This window comes from Evansella sp. AB-rgal1 (assembly GCF_041820985.1).
In the GTDB taxonomy this organism is placed as follows: Bacteria; Bacillota; Bacilli; order Bacillales; family Salisediminibacteriaceae; genus Evansella.
In genome coordinates this window covers 33728-59617 of the sequence record NZ_JBGUAU010000013.1, presented here as the reverse complement: position 1 = coordinate 59617, position 25890 = coordinate 33728, and the positions used below count along the sequence as shown (strand labels likewise).

The following is a 25890-nucleotide window of genomic DNA, read 5'->3' as shown; positions in this document are numbered from 1 at the left end:
TTTGAAAAAAGGTAGGTGCTACTTTTTTAATTCGTTCTATTCGCTATATCGATCGCTCTGTTAGTTCCTTCTGCTGCTGCATCAAGTGCTTCTTGCGGATCCATTCCTTGAAGCATATTCTCAAGCGCTGTAACTACTAATTGGCGAGATTCTGGGAACACAGAAATTAGTGCTCCTTGTGTTGCTGTTCCTTTTTTCGTCGCTTGTAGCTGCTCAATTGGCGCTAGTAATTGCGGGTACTCTGCGTGCACCTCCGCTACGATCGCTTCATCGTAAGCAGATGGATTGATGGCAAAGTAACCTGTGGCTAAATGCCATTCCGCTTGCACTTCTGGTGTTTGTAAAAATTTCATGAAATCAAAAGCAGCCGCTTGCTCTTCTTCTGAAATTCCGTTTGCCATCCAAATTGATCCACCACCGATGATTACACCATTTCGTTCTACTTCATCTGCGTATGGTACAAAACTAGCGCCAACTTCAAACGATGCATTATCAACAATTCCACGAGTACCCGCAGAAGAATCTAAGTACATAGCAACCTGTCCTGCTTGGAATGCAGCACGAACATCATCCCAGCTCGTTCCGAAGTAACCAAACGTCTCCGCCTCGTTCATTTCATTGATCCACTCAAACGCACGCAATCCTTCTTCACCATTAAATAACGCCTCTGTTGCAACATCCGATCTACCATTATCGTTATTTACATAATCTGCTCCTTGAGTAGATAGCAACTGCTCAAAGAACCATCCATGACCTAAAATGGAGAAACCGAAACGCTCATCAGTTGTTAGCTTTTCTGCAGCTTCTTTGATCTCGGAAAACGTTTGTGGTGGGTTTTCTATATCAAGTCCTACTTCTGCAAAAGCATCCTTATTGTATAAAAGAACTGGCGTTGAAGAGTTAAACGGCATAGAGTATAACTCATCGTTCACTGTATAGTACGATAAGATATTGCCCTCTAACTGAGAAACATCATAATTATCCTTATTGATCCAGTCTTGAACTGGAGTGATATAACCAGAATCAATCATATATTTTGTTCCTACTTCAAACACCTGCACTAACCCTGGAGAATCAGTCGTTCCTCCAACACTACGAAACTTTGTTAATAACTCCTCATAAGACCCTTGATATTCAGAAACGATTTCCACTTCACCTTGAGAAGCATTATATTTATCCACTAATGCATCTAACGCTTCACCAAGACCTCCACCCATTCCATGCCAAAACTCAACTGTTACTTTTTCCTCATCTGTATTTACTTCTGGCTCTTTATTATTGTCTTTATTATTCTCTTTATCATTTTTATTTGAATCATTTACAGCTGGAGTATTATTATTCTCCTTTTCCGCTGAACCAGCTTCATCCGTAGAACATGCCGCAATAATTCCTACTAAAAATACCGCCATCAAAAACCAAATAAACTTTTTCATCCAATAATCTCTCCTTTTTCATTTAAAAATCATATACTGAATACAAGCCCCAAAGCTGTAATTCAACACTTTACCGCAACGGGGGTCTGGCACCCCAAGGAAAAATCTACTTTATCGCTCCTTGCGTCAACCCTTTTTGAAGTTGTCTTTGTCCAATAAATAGTAGGAGAAGGGTTGGTAGGATGACAATAACGACTCCCGCCATCACAACACCCCACTCGGTGGAAACTTCTACTGTTTGGAGCTGCTTTAACCCAATTTGTACGGTTCGCTTTACATCATTTGTTGTGACTAGTAGTGGCCACAGATACATATTCCATGTTGTTAAAAAGCCATAGATGCCTAGAGTTACTAAACTAGTTTTTGCATAAGGAAGTACTACCTTGTAAAAAAACTGAAACGTTGATAAACCCTCTATCTGTGAAGCCTCATACAGCTCATGAGGAATTGTTTTAAAATGCTGACGTAATAAGAATGTTCCGAATGCTAGAGCAAAAAAAGGAACCGTCATGCTTAAGTAAGAATTCATCCAGCCTAAACTTTGAATCGTTAAAAAGTTTGGAATCATCGCCGCTTCCCAAGGGATCATCAACGTTGATAAAAACAAAACGAAGATAACATTTCTCCCTTTAAATGGGATGAACGCAAACACAAACGCGGATAAAGAACAGACGACTAGCTGACCAAGCATTACGGTGCTTGAAACGATGAAACTATTTTTCAAATAATGAAGCAGTGGTACTGTTCCAAAAACTTTTTCATAGTTTTCAAAAGAAAGAGAAGATGGGAGTAGAGAACGACTTAATACCTCCGCCCCATTCATAAAGCTAACTAGCACCGAATAGATGATTGGAAAAAAGAGAAGGAGTGCCGATACGACAAGCAAAAAGTAGAAGATGATTGGCCGTATGATTCTCATTGATAATGCACCTTCCTTTCCCCAAACTTAAACTGCAGCAATGTTAGCACAAAAACAATGATGAATAAGATAATTGCTTGAGCACTCGCTGTTCCAAATTGATAATTGATAAAAGCGTCCTGGTAAATGGAGTAGACGATTAAGTTCGTTGATTCCGCAGGACCACCTCTTGTTAGAATGTCCACCTGTCCGAATGACTGGAACGAATTGATAAACGTAATTGTTATGATGAAAAATAAAGTGGGAGATAGCATCGGCATCGTAATTCTCCGCAATTGATAGAAATATCCCGCTCCATCGATATCTGCACTCTCATATAAAGTAGTATCAATATTCTGCAGACCACCTAAAATAATCAAAAAAGAAAATCCGATATTCATCCATACGGTCGTAATCGCGATAGAGATGAGCGCCCATGTGGGATCCAACAGCCAACGCACGGCCGGGATACCGAATAGGCCAAGAAAATGGTTGATTGTACCTACCGTCGGATGAAAGAGGAACAGCCAAATTACCGCTGATGCTGCCACAGACATCCCCATTGTCGACGAAAAAATCGTACGAAAAAATCCAATTCCGCGTAGTTTTTCATTTGCGAGTAATGCTAAAAATAACGCAATAATGACGCTCGTGGGTACGGTATATAACACGAAAAGACCCGTTGACACCATGCTTTTTTGAAATCTCGCAGACTCTAATAAATATTGATAGTTTTCTAGTCCAACAAAAATTGCAGCATTTCCCTTCGAATCCGTTAGAAAGAAGCTTAAGTAAACTGTTTTTATCATGGGATAAAACAAAAACACAGAAAAAAGAAGGATGGAAGGAAGTAAATACAGCATCGCAATACGGACATTCTTCGTCCTTTTCCAAAAACTTTCTTTATTCACTACCTGAAATTCCTCGATCTTCTGCTTTACACGTTCGCCTTCTTCCACTTCATTCCTTACATTCACACGTTCAACTTCAGCGAGATTCAACGGTAAGAACCTCCTTTAGCACGTGCTCCTTCCAAACAGGTGAGATAACAACTTCTTCCGTGTTTTCGTCAAAAACATAGATTTGATCCATAGAGAAGGAGATTTCTGTTTTCTTATGTATGTCTAGCGGCCACTGCCCTAGCCATTTGGCCTTCCAGTTATTTTCCCCTACTGGAAAGGATAGGACTGTTTCATTTCCAAGTACCTCCACATTCGTCAACGAAACTGGGAAAGTCATATCTCGGCTCGACCCTTTTCCGTGAGCAATTTGCTCTGGCCTAATTCCAATATAGACAACATCGGATGTCACATTTTTCATTTGTTCTTCCGTTAATGGAATACAAAGCATATCCTTTAAGATGAGCTGCTTATTTTCATGATCCACCATTGCTTTGGATATATTCATTGGTGGTGCTCCAATAAACGTAGCAACGAACAGATTTTGCGGATGATTATATATCTCTAACGGTGTTCCTATTTGCTGAATCTTTCCGTCTCGCAAAACCATGATTCTGTCGCCCATCGTCATTGCCTCCACTTGGTCATGGGTAACGTAAATCATCGTGATTCCAAGCTTGCGCTGTAGTTGGCGGATTTCTGTTCTCATTTGCCCTCTAAGCTTTGCGTCTAAATTGGATAAAGGCTCATCCATCAAACATATTGGAGCATCGCTCACCACTGCGCGAGCTAACGCCACACGCTGTCGCTGACCACCAGATAGCTCTCTCGGTTTTCTTTTTAGATAATCAGATAACCCAAGCAACTTTGCAGCATCCTCGCATCGCTGTTTTTGAACTGCTTTTTTTACCTTACGTACCTTTAAGCCAAACAAGATATTTTCTTCTACTGTTAAGTGAGGATACAATGCATAGTTTTGAAAAACCATGGACAAATTGCGTTTACTTGGGGGAAGATGGTTCGCAAGCTGTTTGTCTATCACAAGTTCACCAGCACTAATGCTTTCAAGACCAGCGATCATTCGCAGCATAGTACTTTTGCCACATCCAGACGGACCAACAAGGATAAAGAACTCTCCCTTTTCGATTGCAACCGTTGCATCCTCCACAGCAAACGTATTTTGGTCATAGCTCTTACAAAGATGATGAAGTTCTATATGACTCATTTCAAAACCCCTTTACAAAAAACTTCAAAACCTGTTACAAATACACATTACCAGTCAATTATTAATCCCAAATGGACAAAGCGTGAAGCTAGGTAAAATTTTTGTAAAGAGAAAATGAAGAGTATGAACTGATGGTATCACCTACTTTTGAACGAAAAAGTAGCACCTACCATTTCCTTTTTTAGTAGGTGCTACCTTTTTATTTTTTTGTAAAGAAACTGTAAATTTCCATTCGCTTACTTTTTTTGATGGTATGTTTATAGTGTAAGAAAAATTTAGGAGGTTATAGGAAGATGATGAAAAAAATTCTAGTTTCACTTTTGAGCTTGTCCTTATTGCTGTCTTTAGTTGGACAAGTCGTACTTGCACACAATGATAATAGTGTATCTCGACAAGAATTTTTGACAGCATTTATCGATGAAATTGGCATTAATGTGGAGCAGTATGAAGGTGCTGAAGTTCCTTTCGAAGACGTAAGTGATGAGTTTGCTCCCTATGTAGAAGCATCCATTCGCCTAGGCATCACAAACGGAATGAGAAACAATTTTTTTGGATCAAATGAAAAAATCACGAGAGAACAAGCTCTAACTTTCATGATTAGATCTCTTAATTTGGATGTAAACAATCAGGAGCTGGATACTGATCTTAGTTTTACAGATTTAGAGCAGTCCTGGGCAAAACAAGAATTGATCACTTCCATTAATTTAGAGTTAATACAAGGATACAGCGATCATTCTCTTCGCCCAAATGACTTACTAACAAAAGAGCATATGAATATTCTTTTTGACAGATACCATTCAAATTTTGACCGAATCACCTTTGTACATACCAATGATATTCATGGTCGTGTTATGTATAATGAAGCAAATGGGGAAATGGGTCTAGCTAAAATAGCAAATATCGCAAATGAAGTAAGAGAAAACAATCCAAATACACTTTTAATCGACCTTGGCGACACATTCCATGGAACAACCTATGTGAACTTTAACGAAGGAGAAGCTGCTGCAAAAGCAATGAATCAAATGGGCTATGATTTAATGGTTGCAGGTAACCATGACTTTAATTTCGGTTATGAACGATTACTAGAGTTAGATACTATCACAGATTTCCCGATTTTAGGTGGGAACGTACTAGTTATAGAAACGGGTGAAACTTTATTAGCTGGAACCCATGTTGTAGAAATCGGTGGAAAAAAATTAGGATTTATCGGCCTCGTAGCAACTGATACCGTTATTAAGACACATCCTAATAACGTAGAAGGATTACAATTTAATAATGAAGTAGAAGTTGCACAACACTTTATTAATGAATTGCAAGATGACGTTGACCATATCATTTTGACTTCTCATATCGGATATAGTGTTGATAAGCGTGTTGCAGAGAAGGTGGAAGGAATTGATGTTATTTTCGGTGGACACAGTCACTCTACTTTAGAGAAACCTGTTCTTCACAATAACACATATATTGCACAAGCTTATGAACATAGTAAAGCAGTTGGTATCTCTCAACTTGTTTTTTTCAAAGAGGAATTACTTAGTGTTAGTGGACACCTAGTAAGAGATCACTCTCATTTAATTGCAAACTCAGATGTGGAAGCTACCTTAAATCAGTATAAAAAAGAAGTAGATACTGCTTTAGGAGAGGTGATCGGAACTGTAGATACAACACTTATTGGATTTGATAGAGAGGTTATTAGAAAACAAGAGTCCAATCTTGGAAATTTAATTACAGATGCAATGCGCGACGCAACTGATGCACAAATTGCCTTTACAAACGGTGGAGGAATTCGTGCAGACATTGAAGCTGGTGAAGTGAAGATGGATCATGTCATTAGTGCCTTCCCATTTGTGAATACTGTTATCGCATTAGAACTTACAGGTAAGCATATTATGAAAAGTTTAGAGCACTCTGTTCGAAATTACCCAGATCAAAATGGAGGATTCTTACACGTATCAGGTTTAACCTTTACGTTCGATCCTTCCAAACCAGTAGGACAACGCATTACAGAAGTACTCGTAGACGGGAAAGAACTGGATGTTAATGAAAAGTTTGTAGTTGCGACAAATGATTTTCTAGCAGCAGGTGGCGACGGTTACGAGTGGCTTCAAGAAGGAAAGCTATTGATCGATACTGGCGAACTCTTAAGTACAGTAGCTATCAATTATATCGCTGCAGGTAAGCCAATCCCAGGAGTAGAAAACCGAATTAAAAAGTAGCACCTACCTTTGAACGAAAAAGTAGCACCTACCTTTTTTTATAAAGGTAGGTGCTACTTTTAGTTCCTTGCGTTTGTTTCTAGTAATTCATGGACTTTCAGACCATCGTCCGTCTTACGAACAGTGTATTCTGAATCAAAACCTCGGTAGGTGCTACCATCAGTGTTGTTGATGATATATTCCTCAAAGGTGGAAACAATGTAAAATTCATCATCCTGTTTCTCTATGTTTGTTACCTCTACCCCAATAAATTCCTGAGTAATCCCTCTTGTTTCTAGATAATCAATATAATTAGAAACTTCCTCTCGATAAGAATGGTTACCAGGGTCGATAACTGGAGAAACGATGGAAAAATCAACCGCATTCACCGCATCAACATAGGACGAGACCATCGTATAGAAAAGTTCATCAAAATCTGCTACAGTTGGCTCAGAGGCAGTTTCCAAAAGCTCATTGATTTCTGCATACTTCTCTTCTACCTCAAACGTTGCTACCACCACATTCGCACCGTCATAACTATAGCTATCATATAAATCATCCACTAGCCATTTTCCAGTGCGCTCATCAAATTGTATCGCAAATTGATGATGTTCGGTCCTTTCGATAAGGTATGGTGTGCTGTATGCATAGTATCTAGTGAACACCCAGTCTACCGAACTATCTACATATGCGTTCCATACACCCTCATTTTCAAACACTGAGACAGAATCTAAATCATAACGTATCTCAGGGAAAAAACCATAGTAGATTTCTTCATAATCGATAAGACTTTGTATGATATCACTAATCTCATTATGTTCTGATATCGTTGCATTTTCCACTAAGGAATCATCAAAGTTACTAAAAGCTTCTGTTCTAGTAAGAAGATAGTTAGAAACGGAAGCAAACACTTCCTCCAATGTCTCTTCCGTAAAAGTGAAGCTTGGATAAATATAATATTCATCCAACGTACTGACTGGTGTCACCAACTTGCCAAAAGGAGATTCCTTCTCAAAATGAATTTCCATTGAACCATCCAGTAACACAGGTCCGAAATCACTGCCATAAGCCGAAGTAGTAGCTCCTGTGTCTTTTCCATTAATAAATATAGAAGCCCCTTCTATAGCACTTTCAATCCATACATAATCAATGTCTAAATACAGTTCATAGTAATCTTGATAAAAAAGATTTACGTCAATTCCTTTTTCCAATTCCATAAAATCCGTTTCCAAAACACTACTCACGTTATAACTGCCTGGTAAATGTACACCAAGATCCACTACACCATCATCCATTAGCTTCGCTGAAACCTCCTCACCGTTCATGAAGAAAGTTAGGTTCGGATAATTTGTATAGATATAAAGTGGCTGTGGATTCAGCATAAATTGGTAGTTGTCATAAAGGAAAAACTTTTTCCCTCTCTGCTCAAATGTAATAAAAGGCTTATCAAACACATCATAGCTTTCCCCTGCATAACTTACATGCCCACCACTGGAGCGAGAAACTCTCTCTAGTTCATAAACCAATTCCTCTTTCGCATAAGGGTACTCCTGAAAATACGTCAACAAACCTTGAACCGTTTCTTCTGTTACTTCCATTGAATCGTCTGCGGAAAATAAATTCGCAGCTAAAAAGTCTGTATCTCCTGATTCAATAGCATCGATAAACGCGCCGAAAACTTTATTTTTATCCGTTACTGACTCTCCAAGCTTATACGCGCCAAAAACAACGAGCATGAGTGCAATCACCGAGCTCACGATAATCTTTGTTTTTCGCGAAAAAGAAGGTAAAGTCACTGTAGCAGGTTTGCTTCCTGTGTTTGTCCTTGAACTTTTTTGATTCGTTGACATTTTAGCCCCACATTCCGTACAGAATGGAGACCCCTTATCTAGTTTTGTACCACAATTTGTACAAAATTCCATCTAGTTGTTCCCCCTAAATAAAATCATTACCCCACCAAAAGTGACAGGGTAAGATTTCCATATTTGTGTAACATTATGCTGCCTCGCGTTCCCGATTCAGTTGGTTGGAAGACGCGCTCCCTAGTAGCATAACTCCTAAATAGGAGATAGCGAATGCAAGGATCGTAGACAATAGGAATGTAAGGATCGTGGAGAATCCAAACGTAAATACAGTTTGGAAGAGATCCCATCCTCCGAACATTCCGAAACTCATTCCTAAGTCTAGATCCACAGAGAATCTAGTGATGGAAACAATTACGGCGTTAATAACACCAAAAGCAACAGCATAAGCGCCTAGTTCGAATAAGATATTTCCATTCGAAACCTTCGTTAATTGTTTTCCAGCCCAAGCATGCAAAACAACAGGAACAATCACAAGTAGCCACATGAACCCTCCGAAAATCTCACCTACAGCTTCTTGAAGTCCTTGTTCCACTTCATACTCGAAAGCCTCTGCAAACATTTCGTGGAACTCTTGCTCTGAATAGCCGTAACCTTCTGTTTCATATATGAGTTGAAGCCATTCTCCATCTTTATAAGATGCAGATGTTCCACCAATGATCGAGTATTTGGCAGTAAATTCAATATCTATTCCGTTAAAAGGGAATCCCCCTAGGTCTGCTCGAAGGGATCCTAGATGTGCTAAGTTCCAATAATATCCCCCAAACTGAGAGGCAACCACCTGTTTTGATAAAGGATCCATTTCCAATTCTTCTTCGGTTGAAATACTTACATATCCAATAACGAACATAATGAAAACACCTAAAACGGTTGTGAGCACCGCACGATAAATCGAGTTGCTATAGTTTGAATTTACTTGTTCTTTCTGTACTTTTGGAAGCCTTATAATAGATCCTATGAAAACGAAAAGAGAACTGATGATAAAGCTGCTAAATAGCACTTGGAAGAATGAATAATTTGCAGCTATGTCCGCACTTACACTCTCGCCAGGAATGGAAAAATTAGTAGATACACCTGCAAATAAGCTGATGATACCCATGATTACTGCATATACGACTGCAACAGACAATGCTTGATACAGTCTATCCCCAATGCTTTTCTCAGAATTATAATGAATAATAAATCCAGTAATAGTTAAAACAATGGCAGGAATAAGGAGAAAAAGAAAAAGTCCTCCTGCAGAGTTTAATTGAAGATTCACGAAGCCAGGAACCATTGCTTCATAATTAACTCCCGCTAAATGACTCAACATTAGCAGGTCTGTTGTAGAAACAAGCTTTAAGTTAAATGAGTTTCCAATATCACCAAAATCCGCAAACAGAGCGTTTGCTATTCGTTTGTTAATAAGGGTACTGGCAATCAATGAAATTATCAAAATAATAGCAATGGAAATACTGCTATAAATTGCTGAAGATTTCAAGTTATTTTTATCGATGATGCTTTTTAATCCACTAAAATTTCCTCCACCAACACCTACACTAACTTTTGGTTGCTTTAGCTTGAGAGATCCTCCTAGTGAACCAATAGACGTAGAATTTGTAATTTCCTCTATGTTTTCTAAAGAATTTCCACAGGACATGCAGTATGCAGCATCATTTCCATTTTGGTGACTGCATTTTCGACAAAACTTTGTTGAACCTTTTGTTACTTGAACACTAAGGTTCTCGTTCTTTGTTAATGAAACTCCATCTTTGATACAATATGTTGCGTTTTCTGGATTCTTTGTTCCACAATGCTTACAATACAAGAACTCCACCTCCTAATATGTATGTTTTTATGATGCTTTCGAACCACAGCAAGGACAGAAATTGGCAGAGCTCGGAATTGTTTCTTCACATTCTCTACAATCTTTCTTAGCTACTTCCACTAATTCTTCCACTTTTTCTAATTTTGCTCCACAACCACCACAAAATTTATCATCTGGTCCATTCACCGCTTCACAGGAAGTACAGATAACACCACCATTTTCATTCTCTTTTGCATTTAATTCATTAACTTTCGCTGATGAAGCGTAAATGTTTTTATCTAGACCCGTAATATTTTTTGCTATTTCTTGAAATTCTGGATCCGTTATTTCGCCTGTTCTCATTTTTTTGTATGTAAGTATCCCAAGCTCCATTAACGCCTTCGATTTTTTCTGTGAAGACTCATTGATTGTCTTCTTTAATTTACTTACCTCTTGAGCAATCGCTAATTTTTGTTTCCCTTGCTCAATTCCACCTTGAAACTTTGATAAGCCTTCTCCAATTTTCGATTGTAAGTCATTTGCCACTATTTGTTCCTCCCTTTTCATGATTTGTAATGTATTAATGGTAAAAAAATAAACCTATAAATTAAATTACATAATTTCTAGGTAAAAAGATAGCTTTTTTACACATTTTTTTAGAATTTATAGGAAATAGGTAGCACCTACCTATTTCCTATACTACAAAAGTAGCACCTACTTTTTTCGAGTTTGGTAGCACCTACTTAATTAAAAAGGAAGCAACAAGAACCGTCCCCACTGCATCCCAACTGCATCCAACCAAAAGAAAGGCACTGAAAAAGTTTGTTCCCACTTTTTCAGTGCCTTATATTTTCTCCATGTGCGTTACCTTATAGAAAACTTTACTCCTCGGTAGCCCCATAATTTGTTCAATAATCCCGATTATCGATAACTCATCTTCTTCAGTTTTCCAAATAAGTTCTGAGCTTTCTCTAATAGAAAAAAGCTTTAGTCAGTACCTGCATAATTAGAATTAATTATAATCAATCCAAGTGATTTTAGTTTTCTTATTGATCTATTCACTTTAGGGTATATACTAATTTAATCCTTGTTTGAATCTTGAAGTAAATTGCATAGAACTTCCTTCTCTGGTTTGTTCAAATTTGTTATGACTCGAAATATAACTTGTTCCTCTACCGGTAAATTATCAACTTCTATCGTCATTCAGGGACCCCCGTTCGAATATAATTACAATTAATACAATTCAATATGCGGGAGGTACATTCCTCTTGTTTTCCATATCTAGAAGAAATAGTAGTTTTTTCGACAAAGGTAGCACCTACTTTTTCCCTCGTCCAACTTTTTATCTTTTGGAAACGCTCTGTTGAACGTTGGTGTTAATTTTTTTCATAGCCTTTGGAAAAAAGACTGACTCTTCATCGTTCGAGTCAGTCTTTCTTATTAATTCATGAAATTAATAAATCGTAATGAGAATTCTAGTAGTTTTGCTGTTTCAGCTCTGTTTGTTGCTTCTTTACCAACAAAACCAGTAGTTCTTCCGTTCATAATTCCTGCTTGAAGCAATAATTCAGCATCCGCTCTTACCCATTGTGGAATTGATGCTTGATCTTTATAATCTGTTAGTTTCTTAGTTGTATCTAATTTTGTTTCAACAAAACCAGTTAATTGAAGCGCCCTTGCAAACATTGCAGCGGCTTGTTCTCTAGTTACGAACTCATTTCCTCTGAATGTTCCATCTTCAAAGCCAAGGATAATACCAGATTCAATAGCTGGGATTAGATCAGTTACAAACCACTCATTACCTCTAACATCTTTGAATTCATCATTGTATGAGTTATTAGAAGTTAATCCAAGACTACGAGTAATTAATACTGCTAACTGAGCTCTTGTCGTTCCATTCGTAGCTTTAAATTCTCCATCCTCAAAGCCTCTAAAAATATACTTAGACGCAAGTGTGTCAATACTTGATTTCGCCCAATAATCAGCTGCTACATCAGGAAATACTACATCATTTTGGACTATTGTATATTTACTATTCGTCATACTTCTAAAAATAGCTCTGTTTCCATCAAAAACAGTTGGAACAGTTCTAAACGTACCATCTTCCATTAACTCAACAGCGATCGAATTTTTTGGATTAAAGATATTTTCCGAAACAATTTCACGCTCAACGTAAGAGTTGAAGCGATTTACTTCAAGTGACTTCTCTCCAGAAACTGCAAACACTTTAAATTCAACAATTTTAGATACTAGATTTAAGTTACCTTTTACAACTGCACCAGAAGTATCTTCTGTTTCACTAATTGTGATTGAAATCGTTACATCGCTTGATACAACACCAAGTTGTTGAGCAAGTTTTTCTGTATTCACCTCAGCAACTGGGAAATGATATGCTCCTTCTTTCGTTGAAACAACAACTTGTGCACTAGCGTTCTTTGTGCTAATTGCTTCAATCGCTTGAATAGGAAGATTTACTTGTGCTACATCACCAGGTGCCGTGTCAACTGCGAAACTTACTCTTTCAAGTGATGTGGCATTTCGTACAGTCTCTACTAGCTTATCCGTATCAACTGTAACTACCTGCTTCACTTTTCCATCCGCTGATGTTTCTTTCTTCACAACCTTTACATCTTTACCAACATTCAGATTACCATCAATTGGTGTAACTGGTTGTGTTGGTGTCGACGGTTCAGACGGTTGCTCTGGTTGTGTTGGTGTTTCAGGGTTTGCATCTGTAGGTTCTTCCATATATCCGTTATACGTTTCCCATAGGTCGCCCCACTGAATTACACCATTGGCATCACGTTTCACCGCAACGATATTACCACTATCATCTAAGATAAATAATTGTTGTAAACTATCTGAGATGTTATTTGAAAGTTCGATTCCCGATCCATTTACAGACTTACCAGATCTAAACATGAAATTCACATCCGAGTAATCTTTCACCGTAGCTAGGTTAGTAGGATAGTTGTCATTTCTATTTTCAACTAAATTCGTTCTGTAGGATGCAAAACCATTAATGGTAAAGTCTTCTGGAATATGAGCATATGTTGTCATACTAAGATTTGCCCCTATGTTGTTAAAACCAATGTTGTTTTCTAAGATTAATCCTGGATTACTATTACTTGTAAATCCAAAGTAACCATTTCCAAAAGCAACACTATTTTTGATAACGTGAGGAACGTGAACTCCTTCTCCCCCAAGCTTAAATCCATTCTTTCCAGCATTCCCAACATGACCATTTGTTAATGTGCCATTATTAAAGGCAATACTATTTTTGATTGTTACAGCTCCAATTGCTCCTGTACCAACCTTCGTATAAAGATCCCATCCATCATCAATATTGTTGTGAGATACACATCCATCAAAGACATTACCTTCACCAACAGTTAATTTAGCTGCAAAACCATCCGCATTATTTTCAGAAGGATCTCTGTTGTCAAATGCAATACTGTTAAGTACTAAGTTATGAGCTGGCCATTGTGATTTATCTTCTTGAGAAGAGTCTGTTCTACTAATTTGGAAACCTGTATCTCCATTAGCATAAACACTAATGTTTTCAATAATGTTATGGCTTCCACCAAGATGATATGGTTTTAAGTTACCACCAGATTTCGTAATATCAATTCCTTTAACGTGCCAGTAATTTCCACTATGAATGAAGCCTTCGTATCTATTATCAAGATCAAATACTGGTCTAGTTGTAGCTTCTGGATCAGCAAATAAATTTTTCATTGCCTCTTCCGTACCATCATTATACATTTTAATTTCGATTCTTGAATTTCTTACATACGTACCTTCCATAACATAAATAGTTTGTCCTGGCTTCACAAAATCAATTGCTGTATCTATGTTAAGTGGGCTTTCTTTTGTACCAGATCCATCACTTCTTCCAGCTGGTGATACATAAATATCTCCCTCAAATGACTTCGTTTGTACGGTAAAATTACGTACAATTGGTGCATAAGAAGTTAAATATTGCGTATCATCTGGTAAGAACGTTAAACTAAAGTTTGTATTACCGTTCTCTACTAGAGTCGCATCAACATCCATTTGTTTTCCAGCCTCTACTTCTACTTCAGAAGCGATTACTGTTTGACCTTGTCTAACTGTTACAACTCCATCTACATTGGAACGAACAATGAGATCATAGTCCAATAGCGGAGTTTTCTTAAGAGATAAGATATCTAATTCTGGCGATACCCGCTCTGCAGGTGGCAACACTTTTGGTGCATCTGTAGCTGTAGCTGTTACAGAAAAATCAATGTTACTAACTTCAATTGTTGCCAATCTTGCTGCATAAAAACCAACATATATATTTCCATCTTGAACATTTAAAATATCTGGTGTATAGGAAATTACTTCTTCCCCATTATTTAATTGCCCAACATAGCCACTATTTGTTTTCGATAACGTTAAACGATAGTTTGACTCTGTTGTTTCAGGAGTCGGTCTTACATTTTCAAGCATATGCTTTTGTATACCTCGACTTCCTTCCCCATCCGGAGCTAAAACTCCTGTTCGAACGAAAAACTGCGTTCCGTTTTCATCTCGTGTTCCACCACTAAAGCCACCTATAGCAGCAATGTTCGTGGAGAATACACTTGCATCTTGAACAGAGTTTATTGCATCTCTTGCCATGATTCCAAACGATTCTTGACCATCATGTTGTGTTTTCGCATATTCAATTACTTTTATGTCCGCTGATAAAACAAAGTTGTCTTCTGTTGCATCCACTTCTGTGTAATAGAAAGCAATACCGTCATGGTCTTGAGTAATCTTTCCGCCACCTTCTTCGGCAACTACTTTTATCGTTCCATCTTCTCTAACATCGACGTAGTTTCTTTGATTAGAAGTCGATTGTCCAAATCGCATTTTCTTCCACTCAACTTCAACAGCTTCTCTAACAGTTACTTTATACGTAATTGGTTCAATACTATCATCTGTAGGAACAATCGCAATATCATACGTTCCAGCAGTCGTTGAATCGAATGCGGAGGAGTCTACAGCATAACCGTCTAATAATACTCGATCACCATTGTCATACACGGTAGATACAGTTAATCCTTCGTGTGTAAACTCATCCTCAACGTAGAAAGTAGTTTGTGGATATGTTGTTACTTCGATATTTGTTAATTCTTTTACTTTTACTTCAATATGAAAACTCGTCGTTCTTTCTTTGTGAGTAAGGGTAAGTTCTTTAGTTCCCGCTACCGTTGAGTCAAAATTTGTTATTTCATACTCATTCGCTAGTAATCTAACACTACTATTGTCAGAATAATTTGCGTACACACTAATTCCAGAAAGATCTAGTTCATCATCAAGGAAGTAGACTGTCTTCGCTGGTAATTGACGAACTTCTAAACTACGAAGCACTGCATCTTTCACATTTACAGTAAATGTCGTTGTAGTTGTTAAAGTCTCTTCAGAACGAACCGTTACTACAACAGCTCCCGCCTCTTGAAAAATATATTCATCTGCTGGCTCATCATTAATGAAGAATGAATATTGATTGCTTGCTAGATCCGCATATTTGTATCCGTTTTCATAATTTGCTACAACTACAATTCCTTGAGGATCAAATTTATCTCCCTTATAGTAAACCGTTTTTGCTGGTAAATACTTAATTTCTAACTCTGTTACAGATAAAGCTACGATTGTTAAATCAAGCTGTGCAGTTACACCATTATAATTAATAGTAATGGTATTGTTGCCAACCTCATTACTGTTAAAGCCTGTAACGATGTAATCACTTGGAGATAAAGCTTGCTGTGTACCATCATCAAATACGGCTGTAACCTTCAGTTCTGTTAGATCTAAGCTTTGTCCTAATAAAAATTGTGTGTTCATTTCCGATGAATCTAGATTTAATTCTGTTACAGTTCTTGTATCAACATGGATGTTAAAGTCACTGAAAGTAATATCCGCACCTCGTGCTACATAAAGTCCTGCAAAAATGTCGTTAGTAAATAAATTGTTTAGAGTTAATGGTTCACTTGCTACACCATTTACTGTAACGACGTACGTGTCACCAGATTTTCTAATAGATAAATCATAGGTCTCCCCTACTACAGGAGGTCCTACAGGATCTAATTTAGTTTGTTGAGCACCTACTTTATAGAAACCTTTCATTCCACCAATTGTCGTATTGTTTAAGTCAAGCCCACCTACAGCAACATAGTTAGCTTCATGACCTCCTGTAGTTCCATGGGCACCAATGGCATCTCGTAACATCAACCCAAATGATACTTGATTGTCACCACCCTTAAAACTATTTACTTGTGCCTTCGTCGTAATTTCAAAGTTTGCGTTTGCTGGAATTTCCTTATGATAAAAAGAAATGCCGTCAACCCCAGATGAGATTTTCCCACCAGTTGCTTCTAACCTTACTGATCCATTTTCAATAATTGGATCAGGGTTTCGGGGAGGATCATTAGTAATGTTTGTATTATCTCCAAACGCACTAAACTCCCAATCTCCTAAATCTAGTTGGCCTTCAATTGCTAGGTTTACGTTACTAAATGTAACGGTTGTATTTCTAGACGTGAATAGACCCGCGTAGTTAACTTCACCAGTATAGCCATCAATAATATGTGTCTCTTCACCAACACTAACTACAAAAGTATTCCCCATTTTTTGAATACGCAAGTCATATTCTTGACCTGCAGCTGGAGCTACGGCCCTGTCAAATTTAACTCTGGTACCTGCACCGTAACTACCACCTTTGTTTTTATAAAAACCATGCATCACTTGATTCACGGCACCTACTGCCACATATGAGCCTTGATGTCCACCATCTCCTTTATTGACATTGTGTAGAACATCGCCACGTAGCATGAGACCAAATGCGACTTGATTATCTGTAATATCTGTTGTCCAAGAATCTACTTGTACAGTAGCAGAAAATTCAAAGTTAGCATCTTCGGGAATATCCTTAAAATAATAAGTAATCCCTTCATCACCACTAGCTATTTTTCCGCGATTATTGGAACTTCTTAGTGTTACTGTATTATCTGGATTTTCTGTTATTGCGAAGTTTTGTGCCGTTATTTTGTCTTGGCCACCGACAGTATAAAACACACTACCTTGCCAATCACTGGAAATGTTAATCATGCCTTCTAACGGATCTGGCTGTACCTCTAGATCCCCAGTTCCTTCAGCCAAAACAGCTAAATTCATTGTTGAGAGAAATATCATCATTGATAAGAATATTGCTGATAGTTTTCTTTTCGTTCTTCGTTTCCTCATCTTTTCCTCCTAAGAAATAATGTGATGGTTACGCTTTCAAAAAAGTAAAATTTTAGCTAGTAAACTATTACTTTCTCTACCTCCCTCAACAAGGTAAAATAATTTTAATAGGGGAACTGGGTGATTGGACTTAATTCTAATCCTTAAAAATGAACTATATAGGAAAAAAAGAAAATAAATTAGTTCTATTGAAAGGATTGGAATGTTGGTACCTATTAAAAATTACAACGTTGTTATTATTCACCATAAAAAGTGACAAGATTGCTATTTCTACGCCAATAACAACGTTGTCTTTTTAATATTAAGCGCTTTCATAAAAAGAGTCAACACATACTCGAGAAGAAATCTGACATTTTTGTGAATGGAAATGAGTAGCACCTACCTTTTGCTAGATAATGAGTAATTACTACCTAGATATAACTGAGTAGTATAAAGCAGTTATTTCGCTGAAAATCTCAACTAGAGTTACCAGCTAATCTATAACTAGTAACTCTATTGTTTTACAAGTGGTATAAAGTAACCGTTACAAGGTTTCTCCGTTTAGGAAAATCAACTTCTTTTACGAGCCCCCATATATTTCCTCATGTTGAACAGTAACTCTATCAAACTCTTATGATAGGAGATGAATTCTCCCTGGTCGATCATACTCAGGATTTCTTCTTTTTTCGCCCACTTCACTTGCTTTACTTCCTCTGGCTGCAAAGTTAAATCGCTAATATCAAGATCTTCCTCAACTAGATAATAATCATCAAACCCAACTTCGAAGTTAACTGTGAAAGATGGTCTTATGCCTTGAAGGTCTATGTTATACCCTATTTCCTCCAGAACTTCACGTTCTGCCGCTTTCTGACTTGTATCTCCGGAGACAGCACTGCCTCCCACCGTTATATTCCACATATCAGGCCACCCTTCTTTGAAAGGCTGCCGTTGTTGAATCAACATATGACCTTCATTGTTAAAAATACAAACATGAACCACAAGATGGTAATCTCCCTCTTCAAATGATTCCCCCCTTCTCATGGTTCTTCCTGTTACGTTTCTATCCTTGTCGTATATATTCCAAATTTCCAAAAGTCTATCATCCTTTCAGCATTTTTAGTTGTATAAAATAATGATATATGATTCCACAGCATCCTTATCTTATTGTATTGGTTTATTTATATAGTAGAAAGTAAAATGCAGCCTTACAATAGGTAAGACTGCTGTAAAACATAGAAATCTAACAACTACTTACATTAGGAAGCATCAAAATTGTATATCATATACCGAAAAAAACAAAGGGAGCAGTGAGAACTGCTTCCTTTGTTAACTTTTATTAGCGGTATGATCATATCTTTTTCTCCGATTCCAGAGAATAAATAAGATACCTGCAAACAATGCAATTATTCCTATACTCATAAAATTATAAGAATTGGTAGCTGAGTTAGGTAGAATGTGACCATCTTTAGGGTCTTCCTTTAAAACATCTTTATCAATTGGTCTTTGAGTGGAATTGTCTTGATCTTTTGGCTCATTTGGTTTCCCTGCACCACCTGGATCTTCCGGTTTTTCTGGTTCACCTGGCTCTTCTGGGTCTGTTGGATCTCCTGGGTCGCCTGGATCTTCTGGATCTGTTGGATCACTTGGGTCGCCTGGATCTCCCGGGTCACCTGGATCTCCTGGGTCGCCTGGATCTCCCGGGTCACCTGGATCTCCTGGGTCACCCGGATCTCCTGGGCCTCCTGGATCTCCTGGGTCGCCTGGGCCTCCTGGGTCGCCTGGGCCTCCTGGATCAACCGGATCTCCTGGGTCGCCTGGTTTTTCTTCTGCTACAAATCGGAATTCAACCTCGACTTCTAAACCTTGATATTCATTCCCTAAATGAGATGGAAATTCCACAGTAAACTCTACCTCTTCTTCGTGAAGAGATTTTAGGAATCGTGGGTCAAATCCAGCAAAATCCTTTAATCCTCCATCGAAAAGAACTCCTAACTCATTCACAACCTTTAGGGAGAGCCCTTCATACAACAAATCTGATCCAGCTGTTTTCTCCACTTCCATATGGTAGGTAAAATCAGAAGTACCGCGATTTTGTATGGTTAGCTCTCTTGTAGCCCAATCACCCGGCTTCATGTTTGCAACCTGGAAGAACATCTTATCAGAGGATGTAGAAATCTGAATAGGATTTTCATCGGCAAAAATTCTATTATTATGCTGCAAGCTTAAGATAAAGAGAAGCGCTACGAAACATGCCGTTGTTGCTACCATAATAAATTTACTATTTTTCTGCATAGCATCACCTTCTTTTGTGGCGACTAGCCATTATTGTTTACATAGTGCCTTCTACTTCTTCACCGTTCTTTGCAAGAGGTTTCTTCTTATCTTTCTCCAGCTCAGAAATAGCCTGCCATATTGTGGTCCCAGCATATATTATTAATAATAAACCTGGTATTAGTAATAAGAGTGCTCCGCCTTCTCTTGACTGAGCAAAGCTACCTATATATCCTACATATGGAATCGTAAATCCTGTATATTCTGCAACAACATTATCTGATAAAACTAGTTCTCTATCTGCTGCATTATTGTTATCCCCTTTTGTTTTATACATAACATGATTGCCACTATGAACAACCTCTACAACTCTATGGGTGATTAGTTTATTATCTGCTTCCATAAAGGTAATGACATCATCCTTTTGAAACCTAGTTAAATCTCCTCCAGGTTTTACAGCAATTACAGAACCTGTCTTGAACTCAGGCTCCATGGAACCTGATAACACGGTCATAATTTTATGACCGAAAATCTCAGGTTCTCCACCAGATGCTTTTGTCATAAGGACAACGAATACCATGAAAACAAGGGTTGTAAAGAGAGTCACTGTAACTAGTCCGCTCGCGATTTTTTTGGTAACTTTTAAAACTTTCATAGTTTATTCACCATCCTGTTTTGAATCTTCATCTTCATTAGACTTTTCTGTATCTGTCTCTTTCTTTGAGGAGTCACTTTCATTATCCTTTTGATCCTTTTCTTCCTTCTGCTCCTGCGTTTTCTCTTCTTCCTTTTCTTTATCAACGTCTTCGTTATCTATATCTTTCTCTTCTTTTTCCTCTACCTCTGGAGATTTCTCATTCTCTTTCTCTTCTTCTTTTTTCTCTTTATCCAATTCCTTTTCCAGCTCTTTATCTTTATCTTTATCTACATCTTTCTTATCTTCTTTGGATTTATCATCTTCGGTATTATCGCTAGATTCATCTTTGTTGCCATCTTGCTCCTTCGCTGTATCTTCTTTAGTATCTTCATCATCTGATTCTTCTTTAGTTTCCTCATCTGATTCTTCCACTTCTGGACATTCAACCTCACTCACATTACTCCAGACAGAATAACGTTCTTCATAATTATGGTTGTAGCCTTCACGTTGGTATACTTTTAGTACATAATAGCCCTCTTCATGTGCTTCAAAGGATACTAGGGAAGTAGCATTTTCTTCTATTGGTTCTATGATTCCTGTATAAATAATCTCACCACTATTTACTACATCACCATCATCACTAAAGAAAACTTCGTAATCCGTGCTACCTGTCATTCCTACACCTTTATTCTTCAATGTTGTTTCAATGACCACCGGTAGGCATAAGCCCTCTGCTTCTTCATCTTCTTCAAAGTCAATAATAATACTATCTACTATTTCCAAATCACTCTTATCCCACCAATAGGACGCTGTAGAAATACTGGTATGTGCAGTGGAGTAGTTACTAAAATAAGCTTCCGTTTCTGTTGTTAATAAGGAAATGGAGAACACTAATGCGTACCAAATCAATAATATCTGCCCCAAAACGATGATTTTTTTATAATTCTTCCGATACTTGGCAGTGCGTGTAGACCTCAAATTCCATTCCTCCTTCATGTGTCTAGCCGTTTCGCTTTATTTTCTATCATGAATACACAACAAGTTGTAGATTTATGATAGGAAATAAATAGGGGAAAAAGGTGAGATAGACTCACCTTTTCTGATATTAATTGCTTATCTTTCTTCACCGTCAGTTTGGAATCCTTCGAATGTCCAAGTAAGTTCAAGGTGTAAATCTTGAAGATTATTTTGACGCTCACCTGTATCATTGAAACGGAATTGTACGTCAAAGTCAGCAGTGTCACCAGCTGCGATACCAGTTACTTCTTCAGGAATATCTGCATACTGAGGTGGTCCAACCCAACCAATAAACGGTAACCAGATTACCCCTGGCTGAGTCATAACTCTTTCAATATCAATTTTTGTAGCTAAGTCTTCTGGAGTTAAATTCGCTAAATCATACAACGATACTTCGAAAAGTACTTCGTAATCATCGTCTCCAGACACGTTATATAAGAATTCAACAATTAATTGTTCCGCATATTCATCAGCAAGTCCTGGAACAACTGCATTACCGTCTGAATCAGTTACAGAGTACTCTGTATTTAGATCCACATATTTAATATCTAAAGAACCATTATTTTGAAGCTCAAAACTTCTTGGCATCCAGTCTCCTGGTTTTAAGTTTGTCATTGCTACTTGAACTTCTGGATCCACATCTAAATCAATTGTTCCTGACGCAAATGTGTTAGTTTGTACCGCAGTGTCACTAAAGTATGCAAATGTTGCTCCCCCAATTAATGAAATACCGAGCGCCGCCGACAGAATCCCCATACCTAACTTTTTCTTAATACTCAAAATAATTCCTCCCTTTCGACCCTTCTTGGGTATGTAAATGTATGTGAATCTTTGCCTTTTGCAAAGAGTTCAGCCTTGAATAGAACGAATCTTAATTAAGAACCACAATGTCAGAATTTATATCGTTTGTTCGTTTTAACGAATTTGTAAGCTAAGTATAATCCACAAAAATATAATTGAAAACCCTCTCATTCGTCCGAATTCCTTTATTAAGAACACAAACCCTTGATATTTCTTCTATTTACTAAGAATATCTCACTAAAACACTTTATTTTTTCTTTATATAGAACAAAATGATTGTTAGGTACAATAACCAAATAAAAAACTCTCATTCCGAAGAATAAGAGTTTAATAAATTGGTGGTAAACATATCAAATAACTAATCTTAAGAAAAGATATACCTAAAATCTGTATTACTTTTTAAGTATCTCTCTCAAAATTTAACTTTCAAACCGATTCACGTTAAACCCTATGAAGCATAGATTTTGTTAAAAAAACGAAAACGAGGTAAATGGGAAGAACAGTAATGGAGGATAGTACTTTTAAAGAGAATGTATTGGCAACTAATTATATGTTGATAATATCTCCGGTTAAAATACCAATAAAAAATTCCCGGAAAGTTATTAGAATATTATTTCTATAAGATACATATTGGATGAAGTTTGTATAATTATTAGCCAACGACATAATTCACCAAATGCCTCAGCCCTGAAAATAGATCGCAAACTAGTACATGATTAATCAAATTTCATCTCTCTTTTCTAATATGTCTCTACCTATAACTCTTTTCTATTTGAAAAAATAAAAAGTTTTTATGGTCATATATTTCCTTATAATTCGTCTTCCAAATATACATCCTCAATATGTTTAATTTTCAAGTTAGGCTTATTGTTTAGATCGTTTCTTTTTAAACTAGTTTCGTTATAGACGGTATCTTTCGCGGACATCACATCGTCCTCATTTCCATACTTCAACACACTACTCCCCCTACTTATATTTCCTTATTTCTCACTTTCTACTATTAATAATAAACAACAATTTTTTACATAAAGAGTCTCTCAATAAGGAAAGGTCATTGTCATAACATCCGTTGGGAAAAATCTGAACAGTTTGTCAATTATTCCTTAGTATGTTCACTCATTGATTAAGCTTCTATGTTTGTTAATCTAATTTACTAAAATGTATATACAATTCATTACAAACGTTTCTTAAAAAGGAATACCTATTTATGCTCGCTCAAGAGTCGATATACTCTATTTTTTCAATATAACGTAGATTATTGATTCAAATCATATTTAGTTATGGATACTCTCCTAATATGTTGTAAAAAAAGAGGAAGTATTTCCACATCAAACATGAGAAGTGGTTCAAACTAACAAACTTCGGGTAGTGACACAGGCACCAACCTTTTTAATCAATTCCTTATTGAGCTTGGTTCAGCTAGATTCGAAAATAAATTAAAGCTAACAGAACTAAAAGGTCAATTTTCAATTTACTCAGCGCATAATTCTTCCTTTTTAGTAAATGCGAATAATAACGGGATCCTTTGCACCTAGGTATTTCCTAATAAGGTGACGACGAGATCCTACTCATGGGAGCAAAGTAATGTCTGGTCTGGTGGAGAAAAATGGAGTAGAAATATGAAGAATATTAGCTTTATACTTAGCTTTCACTTTTTTCGTTACTTTTTCACTGGTCTCGAACCGTCCCCACTGCTTTCGGACGGTAGGAGGTGGCACCTACGTAAACAAAAAAAGGAAGCAGCGAGAACCGTTCCCGATGCTTCCTATTTGTAATTCAGATTTGTGATACAACGGCCTTTTCCAAATGGGATGCACAGTGGTGTTCCGAAAAGAGGGTCGTTTGTCACTTGGCAATCCATTCTAAATACAGCCTTCACAAGTTCACATGTAACGACATCTTCAGGTTTCCCTTGCGCATAAATCTTTTTATCCTGTACCGCCACAAGATTGTGAGCATAGCGACACGCTAAATTAAGATCGTGTAGAACCATTACAATCGTACGATTTTCTCTTTCATTTAAATCGAACAATAAATCAAGAATTTCAATTTGGTGGGTCATATCTAAATACGTCGTTGGTTCATCCAACAAAATTGTGTCCGTATCTTGTGCTAAAACCATAGCGATCCATGCCCGCTGTCTTTGCCCCCCCGATAAGGAATCCACTTCCCTATCAGCAAATTCAACCATTCCAGTAGAGGCTAACGCACGTGTTACCTTTTCCTCATCATCCTTCGACCATTGTTTCAACCAATTTTGATGTGGATATCTTCCTTGTTTTACTAACTGTTGGACCGTTAATCCCTTTGGCGCTTCTGGACCTTGTGGAAGAATAGCCAATTGCTTTGCCACATCTCTCGTACCCATTTTATGAACAAGAGAGCCGTCAAGGAGTATAGAGCCACTTTTTGGCTTCAACAATCGAGCTAAGGATCGGAGCAATGTTGACTTCCCGCATCCGTTTCCACCAATAAAAACGGTAATTTCCCCCTTTGGTATTTTCAAATCCAAATTATCAATGATAACAGATTCCCCATAACCAAGGGTAAGGGTATTCGTTTCTATTCCATACATTTCCCTACACTCCCTTTCGTTTACTCTAAGCTGAATTAACATCATATCTATTGTTTGATTATTATAGTTTTTAAGTTTATAAGTAGTAAAATCACTTAGTAAACTAAGTCTATTTTAATTGAGAACCATTGTCAATATAATTGAAAACGTTTTTCAATTATAAAATTGAATTTGGATAAACTGTAAAGTAAGCAGTTACCAACTCATAAAAATTAGGTTCATCTTAGAAAAATGGCAATTACTTCTTTTTCCGAAACTGAATTGGACACGAATGACAATAAGCTGGTGTAGAGGTCATTTGATAATAATAACAACAGGTTTTCCTTTCTCGCACCATCTTACCTGAAGAAGTTTCCTTGCATCTTGGAGAATAAAACTTCTGCAAAGGATTATAGGGTTCTCCAAACAACATGGAAGATGCTTCACGAACAAGATATTCTAAATCGCCCTGGATTATAGAACATTGACTTCCATCCATTTCCCCAAGAGTACCCATTTTCTCTTCGTATAGCCAATAAACATATACGCCAGTGTTTTCCCATAAAACTGACAGAGAAACGTTGGCCACCGTAGCTATGTTCTTCCACACTTTCGCTATGTTATTTGCAAAAATAGAGTGGATGACCTCATCACGCCAAGCGTTTCTATTCCCATCTTCTGGTACTGATACCTGCATATTGTTCAACCCCATTCTCGGCAGCCATAGATCGTCCTTTTGATTAGATTCTACATAGCAGTTTTCAACATCCAAATGTAACCCTTTATTATACATAGACATTGCGTAAAGGCTAGGGGCAATCGCTAAAAAAGCATATCGCTTCGAAAACTGAGATGCAGTAACTTTCATAGAAGGAGATTGGAGAAGATGAGTTAATTCCTCTAAATAGTTTGCGCAAGTGGCCACGTCTACTAAACTTTGAGGGAGAAATGAATACTGTTTTTCTGCAAATTGATTAGTGGTTAATCTAAAATTCTCCGTTAAATAATCCAGTTCTTCCTGACTAAGTGACGCAAAGAAGGTCGATTCATCTGCCATTTGTATTCCCCCTCCGATGTATAGA

General features: G+C 37.4%; 18 protein-coding genes. 1 reads left to right on the top strand and 17 read right to left on the bottom strand.

All coding sequences use genetic code 11. The features are described 5' to 3' along the window. Positions 1-26: 26 nt before the first annotated feature. The 4 genes from ACERII_RS12590 to ACERII_RS12575 all read right to left on the bottom strand — a co-directional run bounded on the left by ACERII_RS12590 (position 27) and on the right by ACERII_RS12575 (position 4455). Positions 27-1433 carry an ABC transporter substrate-binding protein gene (locus ACERII_RS12590; protein WP_373642713.1) on the bottom strand — a complete coding sequence of 469 codons (1407 nt, stop codon included), beginning with the start codon at positions 1431-1433 and terminating at the stop codon, positions 27-29. Positions 1434-1539: 106 nt separating this feature from the next. After that, positions 1540-2352, bottom strand: a complete 813-nt coding sequence (locus ACERII_RS12585; RefSeq protein WP_373642712.1) for a carbohydrate ABC transporter permease — start codon at positions 2350-2352, stop codon at positions 1540-1542. After that, entirely contained in the window at positions 2349-3260 is a 912-nt protein-coding gene (locus ACERII_RS12580; protein ID WP_373642805.1) for a carbohydrate ABC transporter permease, read from the bottom strand. Before ACERII_RS12580 ends, ACERII_RS12585 begins: the two co-directional genes overlap by 4 nt. A gap of 58 nt (positions 3261-3318) precedes the next feature. Further along, positions 3319-4455 carry an ABC transporter ATP-binding protein gene (locus tag ACERII_RS12575; protein WP_373642711.1) on the bottom strand — a complete coding sequence of 379 codons (1137 nt, stop codon included), beginning with the start codon at positions 4453-4455 and terminating at the stop codon, positions 3319-3321. 293 nt (positions 4456-4748) lie between these two features. On the opposite strand from ACERII_RS12575, the gene ACERII_RS12570 reads away from it, so the two are divergent. Beyond that, positions 4749-6671: a 5'-nucleotidase C-terminal domain-containing protein gene (locus ACERII_RS12570; protein ID WP_373642710.1), complete on the top strand. Its 1923-nt coding sequence runs from the start codon at positions 4749-4751 to the stop codon at positions 6669-6671. Between the two features lie 59 nt (positions 6672-6730). Here ACERII_RS12570 and ACERII_RS12565 read toward each other — a convergent pair whose 3' ends face one another. The 13 genes from ACERII_RS12565 to ACERII_RS12505 form a co-directional block, all read right to left on the bottom strand. Continuing rightward, positions 6731-8572: a zinc ribbon domain-containing protein gene (locus tag ACERII_RS12565; RefSeq protein WP_373642709.1), complete on the bottom strand. Its 1842-nt coding sequence runs from the start codon at positions 8570-8572 to the stop codon at positions 6731-6733. 73 nt (positions 8573-8645) lie between these two features. Beyond that, positions 8646-10319, bottom strand: a complete 1674-nt coding sequence (locus tag ACERII_RS12560) for a zinc ribbon domain-containing protein (RefSeq protein WP_373642708.1) — start codon at positions 10317-10319, stop codon at positions 8646-8648. A 27-nt stretch (positions 10320-10346) separates the two neighbouring features. Further along, positions 10347-10844 carry a zinc ribbon domain-containing protein gene (locus ACERII_RS12555; RefSeq protein ID WP_373642707.1) on the bottom strand — a complete coding sequence of 166 codons (498 nt, stop codon included), beginning with the start codon at positions 10842-10844 and terminating at the stop codon, positions 10347-10349. Positions 10845-11378: 534 nt separating this feature from the next. Continuing rightward, on the bottom strand, positions 11379-11501 hold the full coding sequence (locus tag ACERII_RS12550) for a hypothetical protein (protein ID WP_373642706.1): 123 nt from the start codon (positions 11499-11501) through the stop codon (positions 11379-11381). 237 nt (positions 11502-11738) lie between these two features. After that, positions 11739-17549, bottom strand: coding sequence for a bacterial Ig-like domain-containing protein (locus ACERII_RS12545; protein WP_373642705.1), 5811 nt, complete (start codon positions 17547-17549; stop codon positions 11739-11741). 549 nt (positions 17550-18098) lie between these two features. Continuing rightward, positions 18099-18620, bottom strand: a complete 522-nt coding sequence (locus ACERII_RS12540; RefSeq protein WP_373642704.1) for an NUDIX hydrolase — start codon at positions 18618-18620, stop codon at positions 18099-18101. Positions 18621-18854: 234 nt separating this feature from the next. Continuing rightward, positions 18855-19820: an LPXTG cell wall anchor domain-containing protein gene (locus ACERII_RS12535; protein ID WP_373642703.1), complete on the bottom strand. Its 966-nt coding sequence runs from the start codon at positions 19818-19820 to the stop codon at positions 18855-18857. A 37-nt stretch (positions 19821-19857) separates the two neighbouring features. Beyond that, entirely contained in the window at positions 19858-20454 is a 597-nt protein-coding gene (sipW, locus tag ACERII_RS12530) for a signal peptidase I SipW (protein ID WP_373642702.1), read from the bottom strand. Between the two features lie 3 nt (positions 20455-20457). Further along, positions 20458-21414 (bottom strand): amyloid fiber anchoring/assembly protein TapA, encoded by a 957-nt coding sequence (gene tapA / locus ACERII_RS12525; RefSeq protein ID WP_373642701.1) that lies wholly within the window; start codon positions 21412-21414, stop codon positions 20458-20460. A 135-nt stretch (positions 21415-21549) separates the two neighbouring features. Beyond that, complete coding sequence (locus tag ACERII_RS12520) at positions 21550-22233, bottom strand: TasA family protein (protein ID WP_373642700.1); 684 nt, start codon at positions 22231-22233, stop codon at positions 21550-21552. A gap of 830 nt (positions 22234-23063) precedes the next feature. Beyond that, positions 23064-23207, bottom strand: a complete 144-nt coding sequence (locus tag ACERII_RS12515; protein ID WP_373642699.1) for a hypothetical protein — start codon at positions 23205-23207, stop codon at positions 23064-23066. Between the two features lie 812 nt (positions 23208-24019). Further along, on the bottom strand, positions 24020-24829 hold the full coding sequence (locus tag ACERII_RS12510) for an ABC transporter ATP-binding protein (RefSeq protein WP_373642698.1): 810 nt from the start codon (positions 24827-24829) through the stop codon (positions 24020-24022). A gap of 238 nt (positions 24830-25067) precedes the next feature. Then, a complete protein-coding gene (locus ACERII_RS12505; RefSeq protein ID WP_373642697.1) occupies positions 25068-25865 on the bottom strand; it encodes an IucA/IucC family C-terminal-domain containing protein in 798 nt (265 codons plus the stop codon). Positions 25866-25890 lie beyond the last annotated feature (25 nt).